The sequence below is a fragment of the Macrococcus armenti genome (genome assembly GCF_020097135.1).
Lineage (GTDB): Bacteria > Bacillota > Bacilli > Staphylococcales > Staphylococcaceae > Macrococcoides > Macrococcoides armenti.
Map to the genome: position 1 here is coordinate 1,218,202 of NZ_CP083608.1, position 16,768 is coordinate 1,234,969.

Annotated in this window: 23 protein-coding genes and 1 riboswitch; of the genes, 2 read left to right on the top strand and 21 right to left on the bottom strand. The window is 33.5% G+C overall.

All coding sequences use genetic code 11. From position 1 onward, the window contains the following. Positions 1–29 precede the first annotated feature (29 nt). From gcvPB to comGA, 10 genes are all read right to left on the bottom strand, one after another. On the bottom strand, positions 30–1,499 hold the full coding sequence (gcvPB, locus tag LAU42_RS06305) for an aminomethyl-transferring glycine dehydrogenase subunit GcvPB (RefSeq protein WP_224182797.1): 1,470 nt from the start codon (positions 1,497–1,499) through the stop codon (positions 30–32). Beyond that, entirely contained in the window at positions 1,492–2,835 is a 1,344-nt protein-coding gene (gene gcvPA, locus LAU42_RS06310; protein ID WP_224182798.1) for an aminomethyl-transferring glycine dehydrogenase subunit GcvPA, read from the bottom strand. Before gcvPA ends, gcvPB begins: the two co-directional genes overlap by 8 nt. Before the next feature lie 12 nt (positions 2,836–2,847). Beyond that, positions 2,848–3,933 (bottom strand): glycine cleavage system aminomethyltransferase GcvT, encoded by a 1,086-nt coding sequence (gene gcvT, locus LAU42_RS06315; RefSeq protein ID WP_224184758.1) that lies wholly within the window; start codon positions 3,931–3,933, stop codon positions 2,848–2,850. Positions 3,934–3,997: 64 nt separating this feature from the next. Next, positions 3,998–4,083: riboswitch (glycine riboswitch) on the bottom strand. Further along, positions 4,070–4,576, bottom strand: coding sequence for a shikimate kinase (locus LAU42_RS06320; protein ID WP_224182799.1), 507 nt, complete (start codon positions 4,574–4,576; stop codon positions 4,070–4,072). Its footprint overlaps the riboswitch before it by 14 nt. 160 nt (positions 4,577–4,736) lie before the next feature. Next, on the bottom strand, positions 4,737–5,114 hold the full coding sequence (locus LAU42_RS06325) for a ComGF family competence protein (protein ID WP_224182800.1): 378 nt from the start codon (positions 5,112–5,114) through the stop codon (positions 4,737–4,739). Position 5,115: 1 nt separating this feature from the next. Then, complete coding sequence (locus LAU42_RS06330) at positions 5,116–5,379, bottom strand: hypothetical protein (protein WP_224182801.1); 264 nt, start codon at positions 5,377–5,379, stop codon at positions 5,116–5,118. Continuing rightward, the gene (locus LAU42_RS06335; protein ID WP_224182802.1) at positions 5,366–5,791 is read right to left on the bottom strand and encodes a type II secretion system protein; all 426 of its coding nucleotides are present in this window, start codon (positions 5,789–5,791) and stop codon (positions 5,366–5,368) included. The genes LAU42_RS06330 and LAU42_RS06335 overlap by 14 nt, the downstream gene beginning before the upstream one ends. Next, positions 5,784–6,107: a competence type IV pilus major pilin ComGC gene (comGC, locus tag LAU42_RS06340; protein WP_420908110.1), complete on the bottom strand. Its 324-nt coding sequence runs from the start codon at positions 6,105–6,107 to the stop codon at positions 5,784–5,786. The genes LAU42_RS06335 and comGC overlap by 8 nt, the downstream gene beginning before the upstream one ends. Positions 6,108–6,126: 19 nt before the next feature. Next, the gene (comGB, locus tag LAU42_RS06345; RefSeq protein WP_224182804.1) at positions 6,127–7,200 is read right to left on the bottom strand and encodes a competence type IV pilus assembly protein ComGB; all 1,074 of its coding nucleotides are present in this window, start codon (positions 7,198–7,200) and stop codon (positions 6,127–6,129) included. Continuing rightward, complete coding sequence (comGA, locus tag LAU42_RS06350) at positions 7,157–8,125, bottom strand: competence type IV pilus ATPase ComGA (protein ID WP_224182805.1); 969 nt, start codon at positions 8,123–8,125, stop codon at positions 7,157–7,159. The genes comGB and comGA overlap by 44 nt, the downstream gene beginning before the upstream one ends. Positions 8,126–8,334: 209 nt before the next feature. Here comGA and LAU42_RS06355 point away from each other — a divergent pair, with 209 nt between their 5' ends. Beyond that, on the top strand, positions 8,335–8,583 hold the full coding sequence (locus LAU42_RS06355) for a DUF2626 domain-containing protein (protein WP_224182806.1): 249 nt from the start codon (positions 8,335–8,337) through the stop codon (positions 8,581–8,583). 23 nt (positions 8,584–8,606) lie between these two features. Here the strand turns inward: LAU42_RS06355 and LAU42_RS06360 are convergent, their stop codons facing one another. Then, on the bottom strand, positions 8,607–9,230 hold the full coding sequence (locus LAU42_RS06360; RefSeq protein ID WP_224182807.1) for an MBL fold metallo-hydrolase: 624 nt from the start codon (positions 9,228–9,230) through the stop codon (positions 8,607–8,609). A gap of 88 nt (positions 9,231–9,318) precedes the next feature. Here LAU42_RS06360 and LAU42_RS06365 point away from each other — a divergent pair, with 88 nt between their 5' ends. After that, complete coding sequence (locus tag LAU42_RS06365) at positions 9,319–9,558, top strand: DUF2759 domain-containing protein (protein WP_224182808.1); 240 nt, start codon at positions 9,319–9,321, stop codon at positions 9,556–9,558. Between the two features lie 28 nt (positions 9,559–9,586). Here LAU42_RS06365 and LAU42_RS06370 read toward each other — a convergent pair whose 3' ends face one another. The 10 genes from LAU42_RS06370 to pstC form a co-directional block, all read right to left on the bottom strand. Further along, positions 9,587–9,898, bottom strand: coding sequence for an MTH1187 family thiamine-binding protein (locus LAU42_RS06370; RefSeq protein ID WP_224182809.1), 312 nt, complete (start codon positions 9,896–9,898; stop codon positions 9,587–9,589). Positions 9,899–9,901: 3 nt separating this feature from the next. After that, positions 9,902–10,867: an ROK family glucokinase gene (locus tag LAU42_RS06375; RefSeq protein ID WP_224182810.1), complete on the bottom strand. Its 966-nt coding sequence runs from the start codon at positions 10,865–10,867 to the stop codon at positions 9,902–9,904. After that, entirely contained in the window at positions 10,864–11,064 is a 201-nt protein-coding gene (locus LAU42_RS06380; protein ID WP_338147626.1) for a YqgQ family protein, read from the bottom strand. The genes LAU42_RS06375 and LAU42_RS06380 overlap by 4 nt, the downstream gene beginning before the upstream one ends. After that, on the bottom strand, positions 11,061–12,488 hold the full coding sequence (locus LAU42_RS06385) for a rhomboid family intramembrane serine protease (protein WP_224182812.1): 1,428 nt from the start codon (positions 12,486–12,488) through the stop codon (positions 11,061–11,063). Before LAU42_RS06385 ends, LAU42_RS06380 begins: the two co-directional genes overlap by 4 nt. Further along, entirely contained in the window at positions 12,485–13,039 is a 555-nt protein-coding gene (locus LAU42_RS06390; RefSeq protein ID WP_224182813.1) for a 5-formyltetrahydrofolate cyclo-ligase, read from the bottom strand. The genes LAU42_RS06385 and LAU42_RS06390 overlap by 4 nt, the downstream gene beginning before the upstream one ends. An 83-nt stretch (positions 13,040–13,122) precedes the next feature. Further along, positions 13,123–13,272 carry a 50S ribosomal protein L33 gene (rpmG, locus tag LAU42_RS06395; protein WP_096076353.1) on the bottom strand — a complete coding sequence of 50 codons (150 nt, stop codon included), beginning with the start codon at positions 13,270–13,272 and terminating at the stop codon, positions 13,123–13,125. A gap of 88 nt (positions 13,273–13,360) precedes the next feature. Beyond that, entirely contained in the window at positions 13,361–13,999 is a 639-nt protein-coding gene (gene phoU / locus LAU42_RS06400) for a phosphate signaling complex protein PhoU (RefSeq protein WP_224184759.1), read from the bottom strand. Continuing rightward, positions 13,992–14,789: a phosphate ABC transporter ATP-binding protein PstB gene (gene pstB, locus LAU42_RS06405; RefSeq protein WP_224184760.1), complete on the bottom strand. Its 798-nt coding sequence runs from the start codon at positions 14,787–14,789 to the stop codon at positions 13,992–13,994. Before pstB ends, phoU begins: the two co-directional genes overlap by 8 nt. Positions 14,790–14,885: 96 nt before the next feature. After that, complete coding sequence (gene pstA / locus LAU42_RS06410; RefSeq protein ID WP_224182814.1) at positions 14,886–15,779, bottom strand: phosphate ABC transporter permease PstA; 894 nt, start codon at positions 15,777–15,779, stop codon at positions 14,886–14,888. Position 15,780: 1 nt separating this feature from the next. Then, the gene (pstC, locus tag LAU42_RS06415) at positions 15,781–16,710 is read right to left on the bottom strand and encodes a phosphate ABC transporter permease subunit PstC (protein WP_224182815.1); all 930 of its coding nucleotides are present in this window, start codon (positions 16,708–16,710) and stop codon (positions 15,781–15,783) included. Positions 16,711–16,768: the final 58 nt, after the last annotated feature.

The window sequence follows — 16,768 nt, forward strand, 5'->3', positions numbered from 1 at the left end:
CTTTCGTCTCAACCTTGTTTTAATTTTGATTACTTTTCAATTGTTCCTTCATATTTTAACACTGGTTTACGCGCTGCCTGCGTTTCATCTAAACGACCGATAACAGTATGATGTGGTGCTTCTAATACGATATCTGGATTTTCTTCTGCTTCTTTAGCAATTTGAATCATCGTATCACAGAATGAATCTAATGTTTCTTTAGACTCTGTTTCTGTCGGCTCAATCATCATACACTCTTCAACGTTAAGTGGGAAGTAGATTGTTGGCGGATGGAAATTAAAGTCTAACAGGCGTTTCGCCATATCTAAAGTTCTTACGCCAAGTTTCTTCTGTTTAGATCCACTAATTACGAATTCGTGTTTACAGTGACGATCGTACGGTAATACGAAGTAATCCTGTAGACGACGCATCATATAGTTCGCATTTAATACCGCTACTTCTGAAGCTTCTTTCAGGCCGTCTGGTCCCATCGTACGAATATACGTATATGCACGTAAGTAAATACCGAAGTTACCGTAGAATGGTTTCACACGTCCAATTGAATCTGGTCTGTCATTATCAAACTTATAACCATCTTCAGTCTTAACGATATGTGGTTTTGGTAAGTATGGAATTAAATCAGCTTTAACACCAACTGGTCCAGAACCTGGTCCACCACCACCGTGTGGGCCAGTAAATGTTTTGTGTAAGTTTAAGTGTACTGCGTCAAATCCCATGTCTCCCGGGCGTACTTTACTCATAATCGCATTTAAGTTCGCACCATCATAGTATAATTTACCACCAGCAGCATGAACGATTTCACGAATTTCAAGAATGTCTTCTTCAAATAAGCCTAACGTATTTGGGTTTGTTAACATGATTGCAGCTGTATCATCACCTACAACACGTTTTAAATCCTCAATATCAACTAAACCAAATTCGTTTGATTTAACAGTAATCGTTTCAAATCCTGCTACAGTTGCTGATGCCGGATTCGTACCATGCGCTGAGTCCGGAACGATGACTTTCGTACGATTGAAATCACCATTTGCTTCGTGGTATGCACGAATCATCATTAATGCAGTCCATTCACCATGCGCACCTGCAGCAGGTTGAAGTGTTACTTCATCCATACCGGTAATTTCTTTTAAGTGTTCCTGAAGATCATAAATTACTTCTAATGAACCTTGAATTGTCTTTTCATCCTGTAATGGATGCGCATTTGCAAAACCAGACATACGCGCAACTTTTTCGTTAATTTTCGGATTGTATTTCATCGTACAAGATCCAAGTGGATAGAAACCTGAATCTACACCGTGGTTTTTATTAGAAAGTTCTGTGTAATGACGCATTAAATCAAGTTCTGCTACTTCCGGTAACATTGGACGCGCTTTACGGATGAACTTACTATCTAAAATATCTTCAATATTTTTATTATCTACTTCTAATTCAGGTAATGAATAACTGAAACGATTTTCTTTAGAACGTTCAAAAATTAATGGGCTACTTCCCTTAAGCATTGAACACACCTACTTTCGCGATAAATGTATCAATTTCTTCTTTCGTACGTAATTCTGTTACTGCGATTAACATATGGTTGTTATATTTTTCCTCTACTTGACCGAGATCATATCCACCAATAAATCCTTCTTCAAGTAACTTCTCATTAATCTCTTTAATCGGATGATTGAACTTCACTACAAACTCATTGAAAGTAGTACCTTCAAGTATTTCAAATCCTTCTTCAATCATACGTGATTTCATGTAATTTGCTTTTTGTAAGTTCTGATTTGCCATTTCAAACACACCATTTTTACCTAATGCACTCATTGCAACTGAAGCTGCTAATGCATTTAAAGCTTGGTTAGAACAAATATTTGAAGTCGCTTTATCACGACGAATATGTTGTTCACGTGCCTGTAACGTTAATACAAATCCTCGGTTACCTTCATCGTCCTGAGTTTGACCAACAAGACGTCCTGGCATTTTACGCATTAATTTCTTAGTCGCAGCAAAATAACCACAGTGTGGACCTCCTAATTGTGCTGGAATACCAAACACTTGTGCATCACCAACAACAATATCAGCACCAAATTCACCTGGTGGTGTTAATAGTCCTAAGCTCATAGGGTTACTTGACACAACGAATAATGCTTTTGTACCTTCAGTATATGATTTAATCGTTTCTAAATCTTCTACACTACCGAAGAAGTTAGGATATTGCACCATTACACATGCAGTATCTTCATCGATTGCTGCTTTTAATGCATCTAAATCCGTTAAAGTATCTTTAACATCAATTTCAACAACTTCTAAATGCTGACCTTTTGCATAAGTTTGCAGAACAGCACGAGATTGATCATTGACTGCTTTAGACACGATAATTTTTTTCTTCTTCGTGTGACCACATGCAAGCATCGCTGCTTCTGCAAATGATGTGCCGCCGTCATACATAGATGAATTTGCACAATCCATGCCAGTAAGTTCTGCAATCATCGTCTGGAATTCAAAGATTGCCTGTAATTCACCTTGAGAAATTTCAGGTTGATACGGCGTATATGCAGTATAAAACTCACTACGTGAAATAACGTGATCGACTACAGTCGGAATATAATGATCATATACTCCTGCACCTAAAAACGATACGTGTGTATCACTTGTAACATTTTTGTTTGCAAGTGCTTGAAGTTCTCTTAGTAAAGGTGTTTCCGATTTACGTGGTCTAATATTTAATTCGCCCTGGAAACGAACTTTCTCCGGAATATCCTGGAATAATTCATCAATTGAATTAATTCCGATCGTTTCCATCATTTCTTTTTTATCAGTTTCTGTTAATGGTATATAACGATGACTCATTTTCTTCGCCCCTTAATTTTTATGGAATGGAGTTTTTACAACTTTAGCTGGAATACGTTTCTTACGAACTTGTACGAACACTTCAGTATCAACTGCAGTAAATTCAGGATCTAATAACGCTAAAGCGATAGAGCGTCCTGTTGATGGTGACTGTGTTCCGCTCGTAATATATCCAATTTTATTATCTTCTTTATCAAACACTTCATAATCAGTACGTGCAATCCCACGTTCTAATAATTCGATACCCGCAGACTTACGCTTAACACCATCTGCTTTTTGTGCTTCAAGAACAGATTTACCGATAAAGTCACCTTTATCAAGTTTAACACTAAAGCCCATCTTCGCTTCATATGGTGTAATTTCAGCAGATAAGTCCTGACCATGTAATGGAAGGCCTGCCTCTAATCTTAAAGTATCACGTGCACCTAAACCACAAGGCGCTATACCTAAGTTAAGTAGTGCTTCCCAGATTGCTACTGTATCTTCAGCTTTACAATAAATTTCAAATCCATGTTCACCAGTATAGCCTGATTGACTTAAAATTACGTTTTTACCGAAAATCTCAACATCTTTTAAAAATTCAAACAATTTCAATTCTGAAATATCTTCTTTAACTTCAGGTGCAAGCTTATCTAAAGTTTTAGGACCTTGAACTGCAATTTGCCCGTACTCAGAAGATACGTTTGTAATTGTTACCCCATCAATTTCGTGTGACTTTAACCATTCGAAGTCAATATCAGTATTTCCGGCATTCACAACAAGTAAATACTTGTTTTCTTCTAGTTTGTAAACGACTAAATCATCAACTACTCCGCCGTTTTCATTACAAATCATTGTGTATTGCGCTTTTTTATCTGTCATTTTTGAAGCGTCGTTCGTCAATACGTATTGAAGATAATCTAATGCTTTTTCACCTTCAACAATGATTTCACCCATATGACTGACATCAAACATACCGACATTTTCTCTTACTGTGATATGTTCTTCCTTAATGCTTGAAAATTGAACAGGTAGTGCCCAACCAGAAAAATCAATTACTTTCGCACCATCTTCCACATACTTCTCATAAAGTGGTGTTTTCTTTAACTCTGACATGATATTCCTCCTAATTGTTAAAAATAAAAACAGCATAGCATAATGCTATCCTGCTTAATACAGGGTTCGTCCGGAAATTATCCTTTTGCCTGAGAGTTTAATATAGCTTTGCCCCTTCGGCGATGAATTCTCATTCTCTCTAATTTCCTTCATCCGCAATAATAAAATTGTAGATTTCCTGCACACAGCTCGACAGTTCATTATTATTAACGACGCAAATGTATGCGATTTCATTATAACGTGAACGTCTTTCAAAGTACAAGTTTTTGATTGAATCAAATGATTTATTGTTCGCATTAGGGCGATTAATATCATTTACAATTCTATTATACACAGTGCTAATGTTCGTATCTACCCATATATTCATTTTATTTTCTTTTAAAAGTGAAATATTGTTCGGATTTTCGACGATTCCGCCACCAGTTGCTAATACAATATTCATGTTTATGTATTTTTTCAGTACTACATATTCCAACTCCCTGAAATATGCCTCACCGTATTCAGTAAAAATATCCGGTATCGCAGATCCAGTCATTTTTTCTATTTCTGTATCCGTATCGATAAATGGAACTGCGAGCAGTTCAGCTAACGCTTTACCGATAGATGTTTTCCCTACACCCATAAAACCAATCAGTGTATATGCCATTTACTTCTGCCTACTTTCTATTTCCTTAATAATTTCACTATAATAATATTGTTCTAAATGCTCCATCGTTTTCAATTTTAACACATAACGATTACTGAAATAACTAAGGAAAAATGCCGTCAGTAATAACAAAATCATTACATAAGGAAATATAAATCCATTATAGTAAGAGGAATTTTTCTTTTTTCTGTTTGTAAATTGATTGTATAGTAACATATAAGTGTTTATCTTCAATTGTAAATACACCTTCTTTAATGCCTTCCAGCATGATAACATAACCTTCATTATTCACTTTTCGAACAATGCGCCCTTTATGAAAGGTATAACTTAATTGATTTTCATTTTTAGTCAATATTAATTGATCACCATTTATCTCGACAGTCCCGGAAGTTTTAAGCTCAGTCGATAGTTCACGTAAAAACATTGCACAGTTAATATCAAAATGATTTACTGATTTACCATTCAACTGACTTAACTGCATGTAAATCATCGGAATAATAAACAATATTACTAAAACGATTGATAAATTGATCATCATTTCAATAAGTGTGAATGCCGAATAATTTTTTAGAGCATATCGTGTTCTGATTTTGAATACAGATCTTAGTTTCATCACTGAAATAATCTCCTTTACGTACGACGATATGAGTATAAATTTGTCTGGATGTTTCAAGTGACTGCCACTTTTGTTCATATGTATAATTTAACTTTTGATAAACCGGAAATAAAACGAGAACTATTATTAGCAATGCAGAAAATGAAAGCATGCTATCAATAAGTATAAATGCTTTACAGTTTTTCAATTCTGATTCGCCCCCACTGTAATTGAAATATTATTTTGTAATGCGTCTGATTAATGCGATAATGAACTGTACCGCCTTTATTAATACCATGACCATCGAAGTAAAATTGCGTGTTCGTCGTATTATTCCGTTTATCTATCATTCCATCTTTAATTTTATAGCGATAGTTTAAACTCAGCTGGCTGGATTTAATAAAAATCGTGTCACTTCCTGGTGGAAATGACACATAAATTACTGACTTCGTCGCAATCGCTTTCGTTTGATAATAATTTAATAGCGCAATCAATTCTGCATTAATCTCATCTTGTTCATAATGGCTAAAATCAATGCGATTGACAGGTGCTAATAGTATCAGTAGCATTACTGCCATCAATACAAGCACCATTTCTATATATGAAAATGCTTTAACCACTGGTAACTTCTCCATCACTATTAACGATAATCTCTGTCCCATCCTTACATTTTACTTGAGATTCATTTAAATATTCAGGTACTAACTGTTGTACAGAAGTAGGCACTTTACCCGTTTGGATGCGATATGCTTCAACTTGCCCCTGAACCATCTTAATCTGGGCTTCACAACCTTTAGCCTGAACTGTATCAGATTGTTTAGCAATATTCGGAACAATTAATATGATTAATACAGAAATGACGAGTAAAACAAGCAACATTTCTATGAGTGTAAATCCTTCATCCTTTTTAAATTGTTCAATAAAACGTTTATACATGTTTTTCATCGCTTCCTCCTTATTTTATACCTTCCATCATCTGAAGCATCGGCAGAATAATTACTAAATACATCGCAATGATTAATATTGCTAAAACAGAAAAAATAATCGGCTGAATACTTTTTATATATTTGAATAATTGCATTTCAAACTTACGAAATATAAATTCACTGTAATACTTTAATTCTTTATCTAATTTAGAGTTTTTCTCACCGTGTGCCATAAAGTTAATAATCGAATGTTCATATAAGTTCAATTGACAAACAGCTTCTTTTAAATCACTGCCCTGTATTAAGCAATGATTAATTTGATGCGCACTGTATTTGAAAACTTTATTTTTATCTTGGTGTTCAAGTATCTCTATAATGCGTTTTATCATTACACCATTCGACAAGAAAAACGAAAGCATCTCACTGAATCGATATGTGATATATAAACGATAAATCGTTTTAATAAATGGTAAACGATATATAATCTTTAGCTGATACTCAACAGATAGACGTCTGAACTTATAGTAATAATAAAAAAGAAATATTATGAACAATGTAATAATCAAATAAATAACATTTGGCAGCATAAATAATATAAACGTCATCACTTTAATTTCCAGTCCAACTTTCACATTCATCGATGCATACATCGATTCAAATTGAGGCAGAACTGTAGCATTTACAGTTAATATTAATGCAATAAATATTATTATTAATATTAGAGGATATTGTACCGTTTTTAATAAATGTTTATAGAGTTCGGACTTACTCACTAAAAATTGATAACATTTTGATAATGCCATGTTTACATCTCCATATTGTTCAGCAAACTGTACTTGCATCACAATATCGTTACTGTACTTTAAAACATTTAATACTTTTGATAAAGGGTCGCCTTGTTGTATCATTTCAAGACAATTTACTTTTATATCATGATTTACCTCCTCATACTGAGAAAACAAAAATTTCATTGCTTCATATAAAGTAAACCCATTCTGAGTCATTTCATTAAGACGCAGTAAAAAGTCTTTATCGTACATATATAGATGCGTTGTATATTTAATACTTTTCAAATTCACATTGAGAAATTTGATCGTTTTCATAGAGCTCCTTTATTTGTGCGCTTAGCGTTTCATACTCAATATTCTCCTGTGTAAGAAACGCTTTTATATCACTTTGCGATAAATATTCATATATGCGTTTTCGATGCGATTGTGTGCTCAATTTAATAAGTCTCTGATTAATAATTAAATTCAAACTCTGCATTATATCCGATTGCTTAATTCCCATGTCTTTTAAGCGATGTAATGCACCTACACAATCATTCGCATGTAATGTCGTAATCACAAGATGTCCACTTAAACTTGCATTAATCACTTCTTTCGCAACTACTTCATCTCTTACTTCGCCCATCATGATAATATCCGGATCACACCTCAAAATAGCTTTTAATGCACTTTCATATATTATATTCGCTTTTTCATTCAAATTTACTTGTATAATTCCATCGATTTGCTGCTCCACTGGATCTTCTATTGAAATTACATGTCGATTTAAATTATGTTTTGCAAAATGAATGAGTTCATACATTAAAGTACTTTTTCCACTACCTGTTGGTCCACTTATAATGATTAATCCGCTGCTTTTCTTAATATGTTCCATCAATATATCGTCCAACGAATCAATATCTGTTTCAAAGGTTTGTTTTATCACCCTCATTACGCATGCTTCATCTCCTAAAGCAAGAGGAAGTGTAGATGCTCTTATGTTAAATAAACATTCATCAATCTCCATTTGTATTATGCCGCTCTGCGCTTTATTTTTTTCACTCACATCTAGATGTGCAATAAATTTAATATATGAAAGTAATTTATTAAAGTATTCGATTTCAATCGTCGTATAATATTGAATTTCACCATGCACTCTGAATTTAACTAAAACTTCATTGTCGGTTGGAATAAAATGTATATCTGAAGCAAATTTATTAATCCCGTCATTTATAATATCTGTTAAAAACTGTTCCATCATAACCTCCTCACACTTTATATATAAGACAGTTTGAACTTTCTTCTAATTTTAATAAATAAACTGATAATTAATTTATTTATTAAAAATTAAAAAAGAATATGTAAAAAAATGTATGTATCAAATTTCGCAAAATTAAGGTTTACTTATTTATATGTTATCTTTATAATAATAAGTGATATGAAGAGTCTGAGATTAGGGGGAATTGCCAAATGGATAAGGTTTATAAAACTTTAGGATTCTGGACAGCAATCTTTGCAGTAATGTTCTATGTAGGCGGAATGTCTATGATGTCATTCGTATTTGTTGCTCAAACAGGATTTTTTGTATTACTTGGATATTTAAACTTATCAGAAAGAATGTATATGTATATATTTGCAGCATACTTAATCGTTTGTTTCGTAGGCTTCACTTATTATTCTACATTTTTATTAGAGCCAAGTTTTGGCCACCACGAATAAAACCTTCCATGATGGAAGGTTTTTTATTTTAAATATGGATTATTTAGTTTTTCGTGTTTAACAGTTGTATCTGGTCCATGTCCAGGACATATTATAACATCATCTCTTAACGATAAAAGCTCTCGAGTAATACTATTCAGCAATTGAGATGTATTCCCTTCATACAAATCCGTTCTTCCGATACCTTCTTTAAATAAAGTATCTCCAACTATTGCAAAATCATCAAAAATAAAACTTAAACTTCCTGGTGAATGTCCTGGTGTATGTTTTACATCAAACGTAAAAGTCCCTAAAACATTGTGGCCAGTATTTAAATACTTAGGCTTTGCATTAACGGTTATCGGTTCAATACCATACTGTATAAATTTTGCTGATCCGTTTTTCTCAGGATCTGTTAAAAAATACTTTTCAATTTCCGACATATAGACATCACAATTAAAATAATCACTAATAGCATCAATCGCACCGATATGATCAAAGTGTGCATGCGTTAATAATATTCCTGCTACTTTTTTATCTGAAGCACGCATCGCTTCAATTATACGTTCATGTTCACTTCCTGGATCTATAATAAGCCTTTCTGATTCATTTTCAAGTATATAACAGTTTGTTTCCACCATACCTAATGGTAATTTCTTTCGTTTCAAATTAATTCCTCCTAAAATGTACTCGACAAATATATACTTTAATTATACAATATTAATGATAACAAAAGAAATTCATGGGGGTTATGATATGCCATTTATTAACACGGGCGAATTATTCGAAATATTCGGCGCTAAAATTCACATCGGTGTGAATATTTTTGCTATTTTAATGTTTTTAGTATTTTTATTATCAGTTAAAGCATTTATGAATGCAATTAAATCTAAAAATGTTTTAGGTATCATTTTTGGTTTATTAGCAACATTATCTTTTGGATTCTTTTCATTAGCTACAATTCTTACTTACGGATATCCAATTTTACATCATTAAAAAAAAGACATCTATTGATGTCTTTTTTTTATTGCATATGTTTTTTAACTGCGTCCAGTTTGTCGTTCATTTTTCTTTTCTTATCACGAGGATCATCAATTCTGATGTTTGTACATACACGTTCTACTCCTTTTTGAAACGGTGACTCATGTATGCGTTCTAAAGCCATTAAACAGTCATGCAGCTCTCCTTCAATTAAAGTACTCATCGGTGTAAGCTGATAGTCTATCTTACCTTCCTGCTTCATTTCTTCTAAAATATTCTGCACTTCTGCAACATACTTACTAATGCTTATGGAAGCGCCATCCATCGGAATTATGACTACATCGATAATTGCCATTACTTATTTCCCCTCCATGACATATGTTTTGATTAATCCGGCGGCACCGATCATACCTGCATCATTTCCAAGTGTAGCAGTAACAATTTTCGTACTTTCTGCTGCTGGTGCAAAGGTCATAGGTTTATAATATGATTCGATATGGTCAACTAAAAATTGTCCCGCACGAGACACACCGCCACCGATAATAATATATTTTGGATTTGTCATAACACTTATAATACTAAAAGCAAATGCAAGGTGCTTTGCTACTTTCTTTATTACATAAAGCGCAAACTCATCACCATCTTTCGCCGCATCAAATACCATCTTTGCCTGAAGTGATTTTTCCTGAATCGCATCTTTAAGCACAGTTTGAAATTGTAATTCTTCATAATAGTAATATGCAAGATTCACAACACCTGTTGCACTTGCCACCGTTTCTAAACATCCTCGCTTGCCACAATTACATGCAAACCTTTGTTTCGTATCGACAGTTATATGTCCAAATTCACCTGCAGCCCCTGTAGCACCATGTACAAGTTGATGATTACTAATGACACCGCCACCAACACCAGTACCTAAAGTTACACATACGACATCCGCTTCATTTCTACCTGCACCTTTGAACTTTTCACCAAGTGTTGCAACATTCGCATCGTTATCAACATATACCGGTAAACCTGAAAGTGTTTCAAACTGAGATTTAATGTTTATTTTTCCGTGCCACTTCAGATTTATTGCACCATTTACCGTTCCAGATTCAAAGTCAACAGGTCCTGGGACCCCTAGACCTACGCCATCACAGTCTTCTATTTTTAAGTTCACTGTCTCAAGATGTTTAACGAATGAATCATATATATTTTTCAGAATGTGCGTACCGTTGTCTTCAGTATTCGTAACAATTTCCCACTTTTTAATTATATTCAGATCATTATCAACAATTCCGAGTTTACAAGTTGTCCCACCAATATCCGCTGCTAAAATCATAGTTTATTCATCCTTCTCTGATTGATTATTAATCTCGCCTGTATAAATGTCTGATGATCAATGAGCATTGCATCATGCAATGCCTTTAACTCCTCATCCATCATTGCAAGCGTATTTTTCTCATCTTTAAAATATATAATAATACCAAATTTCTGTAATAACTTTTGAACATCATAAAATGTATTCAATTCGATCACCTGAATTCCTTAATTTCTTTTTTTAATTGAATATACTCATCCTTTTCATCCAGTACAATTGCTTTATTTATGTATTTCTCTGCTTTTTGATAGTCATCTATCGAGCGATATGCTATTGCAAGCTGATAGTTTAAACGGTCACTCTCAGGAAACTTTTTAATTGCATTCAACCATACTAATAAACCATTTGATAAGCTTTCCTGTTTTGTTTTAACGAGTCCAAATAGTATATAAGTTTCATCATTATCATAGCCTTTATCAATTGTCTGTCTGATGACACGCATACTTTCATCATCGTTACCTTCTATCATATAAGCTTTTGCATATTCATTATAAATATGATGTTCTTTTTCTGAAAATATATTTAAAAGCAGTAATATTGTGATTATAACTATTCCGGCAATCATTATATAAAAATATAACGTATGATATTGATACACATAAAACAACGTTGCAATAATCATACCTCCGAATAAACCACCAAAATGCGCAAAATGATTTACATTTTCAAAAATCGCACTCGCACCTAAAAAAATGCATACACCGATAAATGATTGCAGAATAAATCTTTTATCAAATTTGCTACTAAACACTAAATAAATGATGAATGCGCCAATCAATGCACAAATCGCACCACTCGCACCAACTGAAACCGATGCATTATCGAACGTTAATGAGATTAAATTACCAATTAAACCGCCACCAATATATATACATAGATATTGCCATTTACGATAGAAATATTCAATAAATTTACCGAATATAAATAATGACATCATATTGAAAAGTAGGTGCTGAATATCAAAATGAAGAAATATTGATGTAATTATACGATAATAATCGCCGTGCACAAAATTAAAATGCGTTAATCCACCTTTTTCTATAGCCAAATCAACTTTGTGTGTTATATTCCAGAAAAAAGTATAAATAAATATTATAATATTTACTAAAATCAATATATATGTAATCGGAGAAAATTTACGTGTGGCTTTTTCCATTACATTATCATTTAGAACTAATCTTTTATAAGTGTTAACTGGCTTATCACGATACTTATTAGTTACAGCGTTGTAATGGTGTTTTAATAACTTATTCAGTGTTAACGTATTGTTACATTCTTCCACGTGAATATTTAACGGCATGTCATTCGTAATTTGATTCGTCTGATTGACAAGAATAATCTCAAAATCTTTAATCTGTACACCTGCAGACATTTCTATATCATCAAAATGATCAATTACTTTCTGAACCATAAATAAAGTTGCTTGTGCAGTCTCTTTTCTAAATACAATGCGTTTTATACTGCCTTTTTTACGATGTATTAACCATATATCTTCTTCATCTGCACTATGTGTAAAGTATTCATAACCGGTATATTTTATGAATTCATATATACTTCGCCATACTTGTCGCTCATTTATCATTGTAATTCACCTGTATGCCATTCTTTAGATTCTGTAATAATATATTGCACAGGAATATCATGCTGCTCTACAACTACTTCTCCTACTTGAACATCAAATATTAGGCTTATCGTATAACCGTTATAATTGCTTAAATACTTATCGTAATATCCACCACCGTATCCTATACGGTAGCCATTCTTATTAAACCTTACACCTGGCACTATCATGAGTTCTGGTGCTTCTCCTTTACCAATATCATGATTCATTACATCAATACCAAAACTATCAACAGTAATATCTTCAGGAGATGTATACTTCGTAAAGTACATTTCTTTACTTTTATAATCACACTTCGGTACGTATATTGTTTTACCTGTAATTTGTGCATATCGAATGAGAAAGCGTGTATCAAATTCATGAGCCATTGACATCGTTACTCCGATAGATTTTGCATTCATAAATTTTGAATGATGCATCAGTTTATTGAGAATTATATTTTCTTTATCATATTTATTATTTAATTTTTTTAAATCATTTAATGTATTTGCTCTGAGTTCCTTTTTATTCATATTATCACCTAGCTTAATTATACATGAAAGACATTGGGATAAACAAAAAAACAGACACAAAAATGTGTCTGTTTTAAAAATTATTATTTAGTCTCTCTGTGTAAAGTCTTTTTATTGTCTCTTGCACAGTATTTTGACATTTCAATACGTTCTGGGTTATTACGTTTATTTTTCTTAGTGATGTAGTTACGTTCACCACATTCAGTACAAGCTAAAGTAACATTAACGCGCATAGTTGTTCCCTCCTCACGTTTCTAAATATCCATACGACTTTTATATAATACCACGAGACGTGTGAATTATCTAGTGTAAATTTGTGATTTAGGAAAATCTTTCACCTGTAATCGTGAAATAAACACTCTCAGCGATATTAGTAATATGATCTCCAATTCTTTCAAGGTATCTTCCTGCAAGATGTGCCTGCCCTGAAATATAAGGATCATTATCAATTAAATATGAACTGTTAATAATTTCTTTATATAAATCATCAATATCATTATCACGTTCGATAATCTCTTTAACTAAGTTAACGTCTTGTGACGCGTATGCTTCTTTTAAATCAGCGAGCATTAACATACTCAGTTTCCCCATCGTTTTAAGACGTGCAAGAATGTAAGTATCTTCAATTTTTACACGTTTACGAATTTTTGCGATATTTGATGCATTATCTCCCATACGCTCAAGTTCTGATGCAATTTTATTACTTGAAAGTATCATACGTAAATCTGTTGCAATAGGTTGCTGCTTCGTAATTAAGCTAATAATCTGATCTTCAATATCGCTTTCCTTAGCATTAATATGAACATCGCTTGCGATAATTTCACGTGCAATATCTTTATTGTCATCACTGAGTACATTGATACTTTTTTCAATTGTTCGATAAACATCATCCGCTAAGCTCATTACGCTATTTTCTAAATGTTGTAAACTCTCTTCGTATATTTCTCTCATATTAACCAAACCTTCCTGAAATATATCTCTCTGTCTGTTCATCAGCAGGGTTAGAGAAGATTTTATCTGTAGTATCAAACTCGTTCACATAACCATTTAAGAAGAATGCAGTTTTGTCAGAAATACGCGCAGCTTGCTGCATGTTATGCGTTACGATTATGATTGAGTATTTATCTTTAATTTCCTGTACTAACTCTTCAACCTTTAAAGTTGAAATTGGATCAAGTGCTGATGTCGGCTCATCCATTAAAATAACATCAGGTTCAATCGCTAAACAACGTGCGATACAAATACGTTGCTGTTGTCCACCTGATAAACCATATGCGTTTTTATCAAGACGATCTTTCGTTTCATCCCAAATTGCTGCACCACGTAACGATTTTTCTACGATTTCATCTAAAATCTTTTTATCTGTAATACCGTGAATTCTTGGACCATACGTAATATTGTCATAAATTGATTTTGGGAATGGGTTAGGTTTCTGGAATACCATACCAACACGTGTTCTTAATTGCTCAACTTTGTAGCTTTTATCGAAAATATTGTCTCCACGATACAAAATTTCGCCAGATGTACGAACACTTGGTACTAGTTCAATCATACGATTTAATGTTTTAATGTACGTTGATTTACCACAACCTGATGGTCCGATAATTGCTGTTACTTCATTTTCAAGAATATCCAGATTAATGTTTTGAAGTGCATGGTGATCACCATACCATAAATCTAAATTTTTTGTTTGATAAACGATTTTTTTATCTGTTTTGTTTTCTTCTTCTACATTATTATTTGTTGCCATACTATTTGTAACGATTGTTTTCGTTTCTGTTTCTGTATCATTTGTATTGATAATTTTTACATTTGAATTCATTTTATAGACCCCTCTCAAAATGAGCTAGAATTTTTTCTGATATTTATTGCGGATAAAGATTGCGATAGAGTTCATTGCAATTAACATAATTAATAGCACAATAATCGCTGCTGAAGATACAAATTGAAATTCTTCCTTCGGCAATTTCGCCCAAGTAAAGATCTGCATCGGTAATGCCTGAAATCTGTCCATAATATTATCCGGTGTTTTCATAAAAATTGTCGGTATACCGATAACAACTAATGGTGCAGTTTCACCGATGGCACGTGATAAAGCTAAGATAGTTCCTGTTAAAATACCTGGGATTGATGCAGGTAACACAACATTCGTAATCGTCTGCCACTTTGTAGCACCTAATCCAAGTGATGCTTCTCGTATCGCATTCGGCACTGCACGAATCGCTTCCTGACTCGAAACGATAATAACTGGTAAAATCATTAATGACATTGTAAGTGCCGCAGCTAAAACTGATTTACCTAACGAAAACGCTTCTATTCCGCCACCACGAACAAACAATGTTAACCCAAGCAAACCAAATACTACAGAAGGTACAGAAGCTAAGTTTGCGATATTAACTTTAACAAAACGCGTAAAGAAATTATCTTTCGCATACTCTTCCATATAAATTGCTGTTGCGACACCTAGAGAAATTGCAATCGGTGCAATCGTCATCATAAGCCATAAAGTTCCGATTAAAGCACCTTTAATACCTGCTTTTAATGGTGTTGTACTTGAAAAGTTTGTAAAGAACTCAGGTGTTAAATAACCTGCTCCTTTTTTAATGATGTCAAAGAGGAGCATCGCAAGAACTATTAAACCTATGATTGTGCATATGAAAAATATAAATCTAACAATTGCGTTTTTCGCTAAACGACCAGAGAGTTTCTTCGCTACTCTTTCCTGATTAATTAGTTCCATTTTAATACTCCTCTCTGAATTTATTTGTAATCCATTGTGAAATCATATTCATTACTAATGTAAAGATAAATAACGTAAATCCTACTGCATAAATACTATAGTATATATCAGAACCGAATGTAGCATCACCTGTTGCTACTTGAACGATGAAAGCTGTCATCGTCTGAAGTGAATTTGTGAAATCTAATGAGAATTCTGGTGAACTACCAGCCGCAAGAGAAACAATCATCGTTTCCCCTATTGCACGTGAAATTGCAAGTACGATAGAAGCTAAAATTCCCGAAAGTGCAGCTGGGAAAACTACTTTTAAAGCTGTTTCGAGCTTCGTTGAACCAAGTCCTAAAGCACCTTCGCGTATTGCTTGAGGAACCGCACTCATCGCATCTTCAGATAAACTAGCAATCATCGGTACGATCATAATTCCGATTACTAAGCCTGGGCTAATTGCGTTAAACGAACCTAGGTCAGGCCATACCCTACGCAACATCGGCGTAACAAATGTCAATGCGAAAAATCCATACACAATCGTTGGGATCCCTGCAAGAATCTCTAATATAGGCTTTATAATTCGTCTTACTCTATCGCTTGCATATTCACTTAAATATAATGCCGCACCAAGACCTACCGGCACTGCAAATATCGTTGCAATTAGCGTTACTTTTAAAGTCCCTAAAATTAAAGATATAATACCGTATTTTGGATCTTGTCCGAATGCATTCCATGTTTTCTCAAGGAAGAATTCACTAAGTGACACTCTCGTAAAGAATGTTATCGTTTCAGTGAGTAAAGTAATCAAGATTCCGATGGTCGTAAATATAGAAATTGAAGCAATCACGGCCAAAATGACAGGAATGAATTTTTCAATCACATTTTTTGATCCTTTGCCTTGACGCTGTGCTATCATTTCTTGAATTGATACTTTATTTTCCATAGCATTGACTCCTTCATTTTAAAAGGGACGAAAAATTTCGTCCCTGAAAAATTTCTTA

Bases quoted from the DNA above. Each gene is read 5' to 3' on its own strand.
- pstB (WP_224184760.1), bottom strand. From the start codon at position 14,789: ATGGCAACAAATAATAATGTAGAAGAAGAAAACAAAACAGATAAAAAA.
- pstC (WP_224182815.1), bottom strand. From the start codon at position 16,710: ATGGAAAATAAAGTATCAATTCAAGAAATGATAGCACAGCGTCAAGGC.
- LAU42_RS06390 (WP_224182813.1), bottom strand. From the start codon at position 13,039: ATGAATAAAAAGGAACTCAGAGCAAATACATTAAATGATTTAAAAAAA.
- gcvPB (WP_224182797.1), bottom strand. From the start codon at position 1,499: ATGCTTAAGGGAAGTAGCCCATTAATTTTTGAACGTTCTAAAGAAAAT.
- pstA (WP_224182814.1), bottom strand. From the start codon at position 15,779: ATGGAACTAATTAATCAGGAAAGAGTAGCGAAGAAACTCTCTGGTCGT.
- rpmG (WP_096076353.1), bottom strand. From the start codon at position 13,272: ATGCGCGTTAATGTTACTTTAGCTTGTACTGAATGTGGTGAACGTAAC.
- LAU42_RS06320 (WP_224182799.1), bottom strand. From the start codon at position 4,576: ATGGCATATACACTGATTGGTTTTATGGGTGTAGGGAAAACATCTATC.
- LAU42_RS06355 (WP_224182806.1), top strand. From the start codon at position 8,335: ATGGATAAGGTTTATAAAACTTTAGGATTCTGGACAGCAATCTTTGCA.
- LAU42_RS06325 (WP_224182800.1), bottom strand. From the start codon at position 5,114: ATGATGATCAATTTATCAATCGTTTTAGTAATATTGTTTATTATTCCG.
- LAU42_RS06370 (WP_224182809.1), bottom strand. From the start codon at position 9,898: ATGGCAATTATCGATGTAGTCATAATTCCGATGGATGGCGCTTCCATA.
- LAU42_RS06385 (WP_224182812.1), bottom strand. From the start codon at position 12,488: ATGATAAATGAGCGACAAGTATGGCGAAGTATATATGAATTCATAAAA.
- LAU42_RS06375 (WP_224182810.1), bottom strand. From the start codon at position 10,867: ATGATTTTAGCAGCGGATATTGGTGGGACAACTTGTAAACTCGGAATT.
- gcvPA (WP_224182798.1), bottom strand. From the start codon at position 2,835: ATGAGTCATCGTTATATACCATTAACAGAAACTGATAAAAAAGAAATG.
- LAU42_RS06365 (WP_224182808.1), top strand. From the start codon at position 9,319: ATGCCATTTATTAACACGGGCGAATTATTCGAAATATTCGGCGCTAAA.
- comGC (WP_420908110.1), bottom strand. From the start codon at position 6,107: ATGTATAAACGTTTTATTGAACAATTTAAAAAGGATGAAGGATTTACA.
- comGB (WP_224182804.1), bottom strand. From the start codon at position 7,200: ATGAAAACGATCAAATTTCTCAATGTGAATTTGAAAAGTATTAAATAT.
- comGA (WP_224182805.1), bottom strand. From the start codon at position 8,125: ATGATGGAACAGTTTTTAACAGATATTATAAATGACGGGATTAATAAA.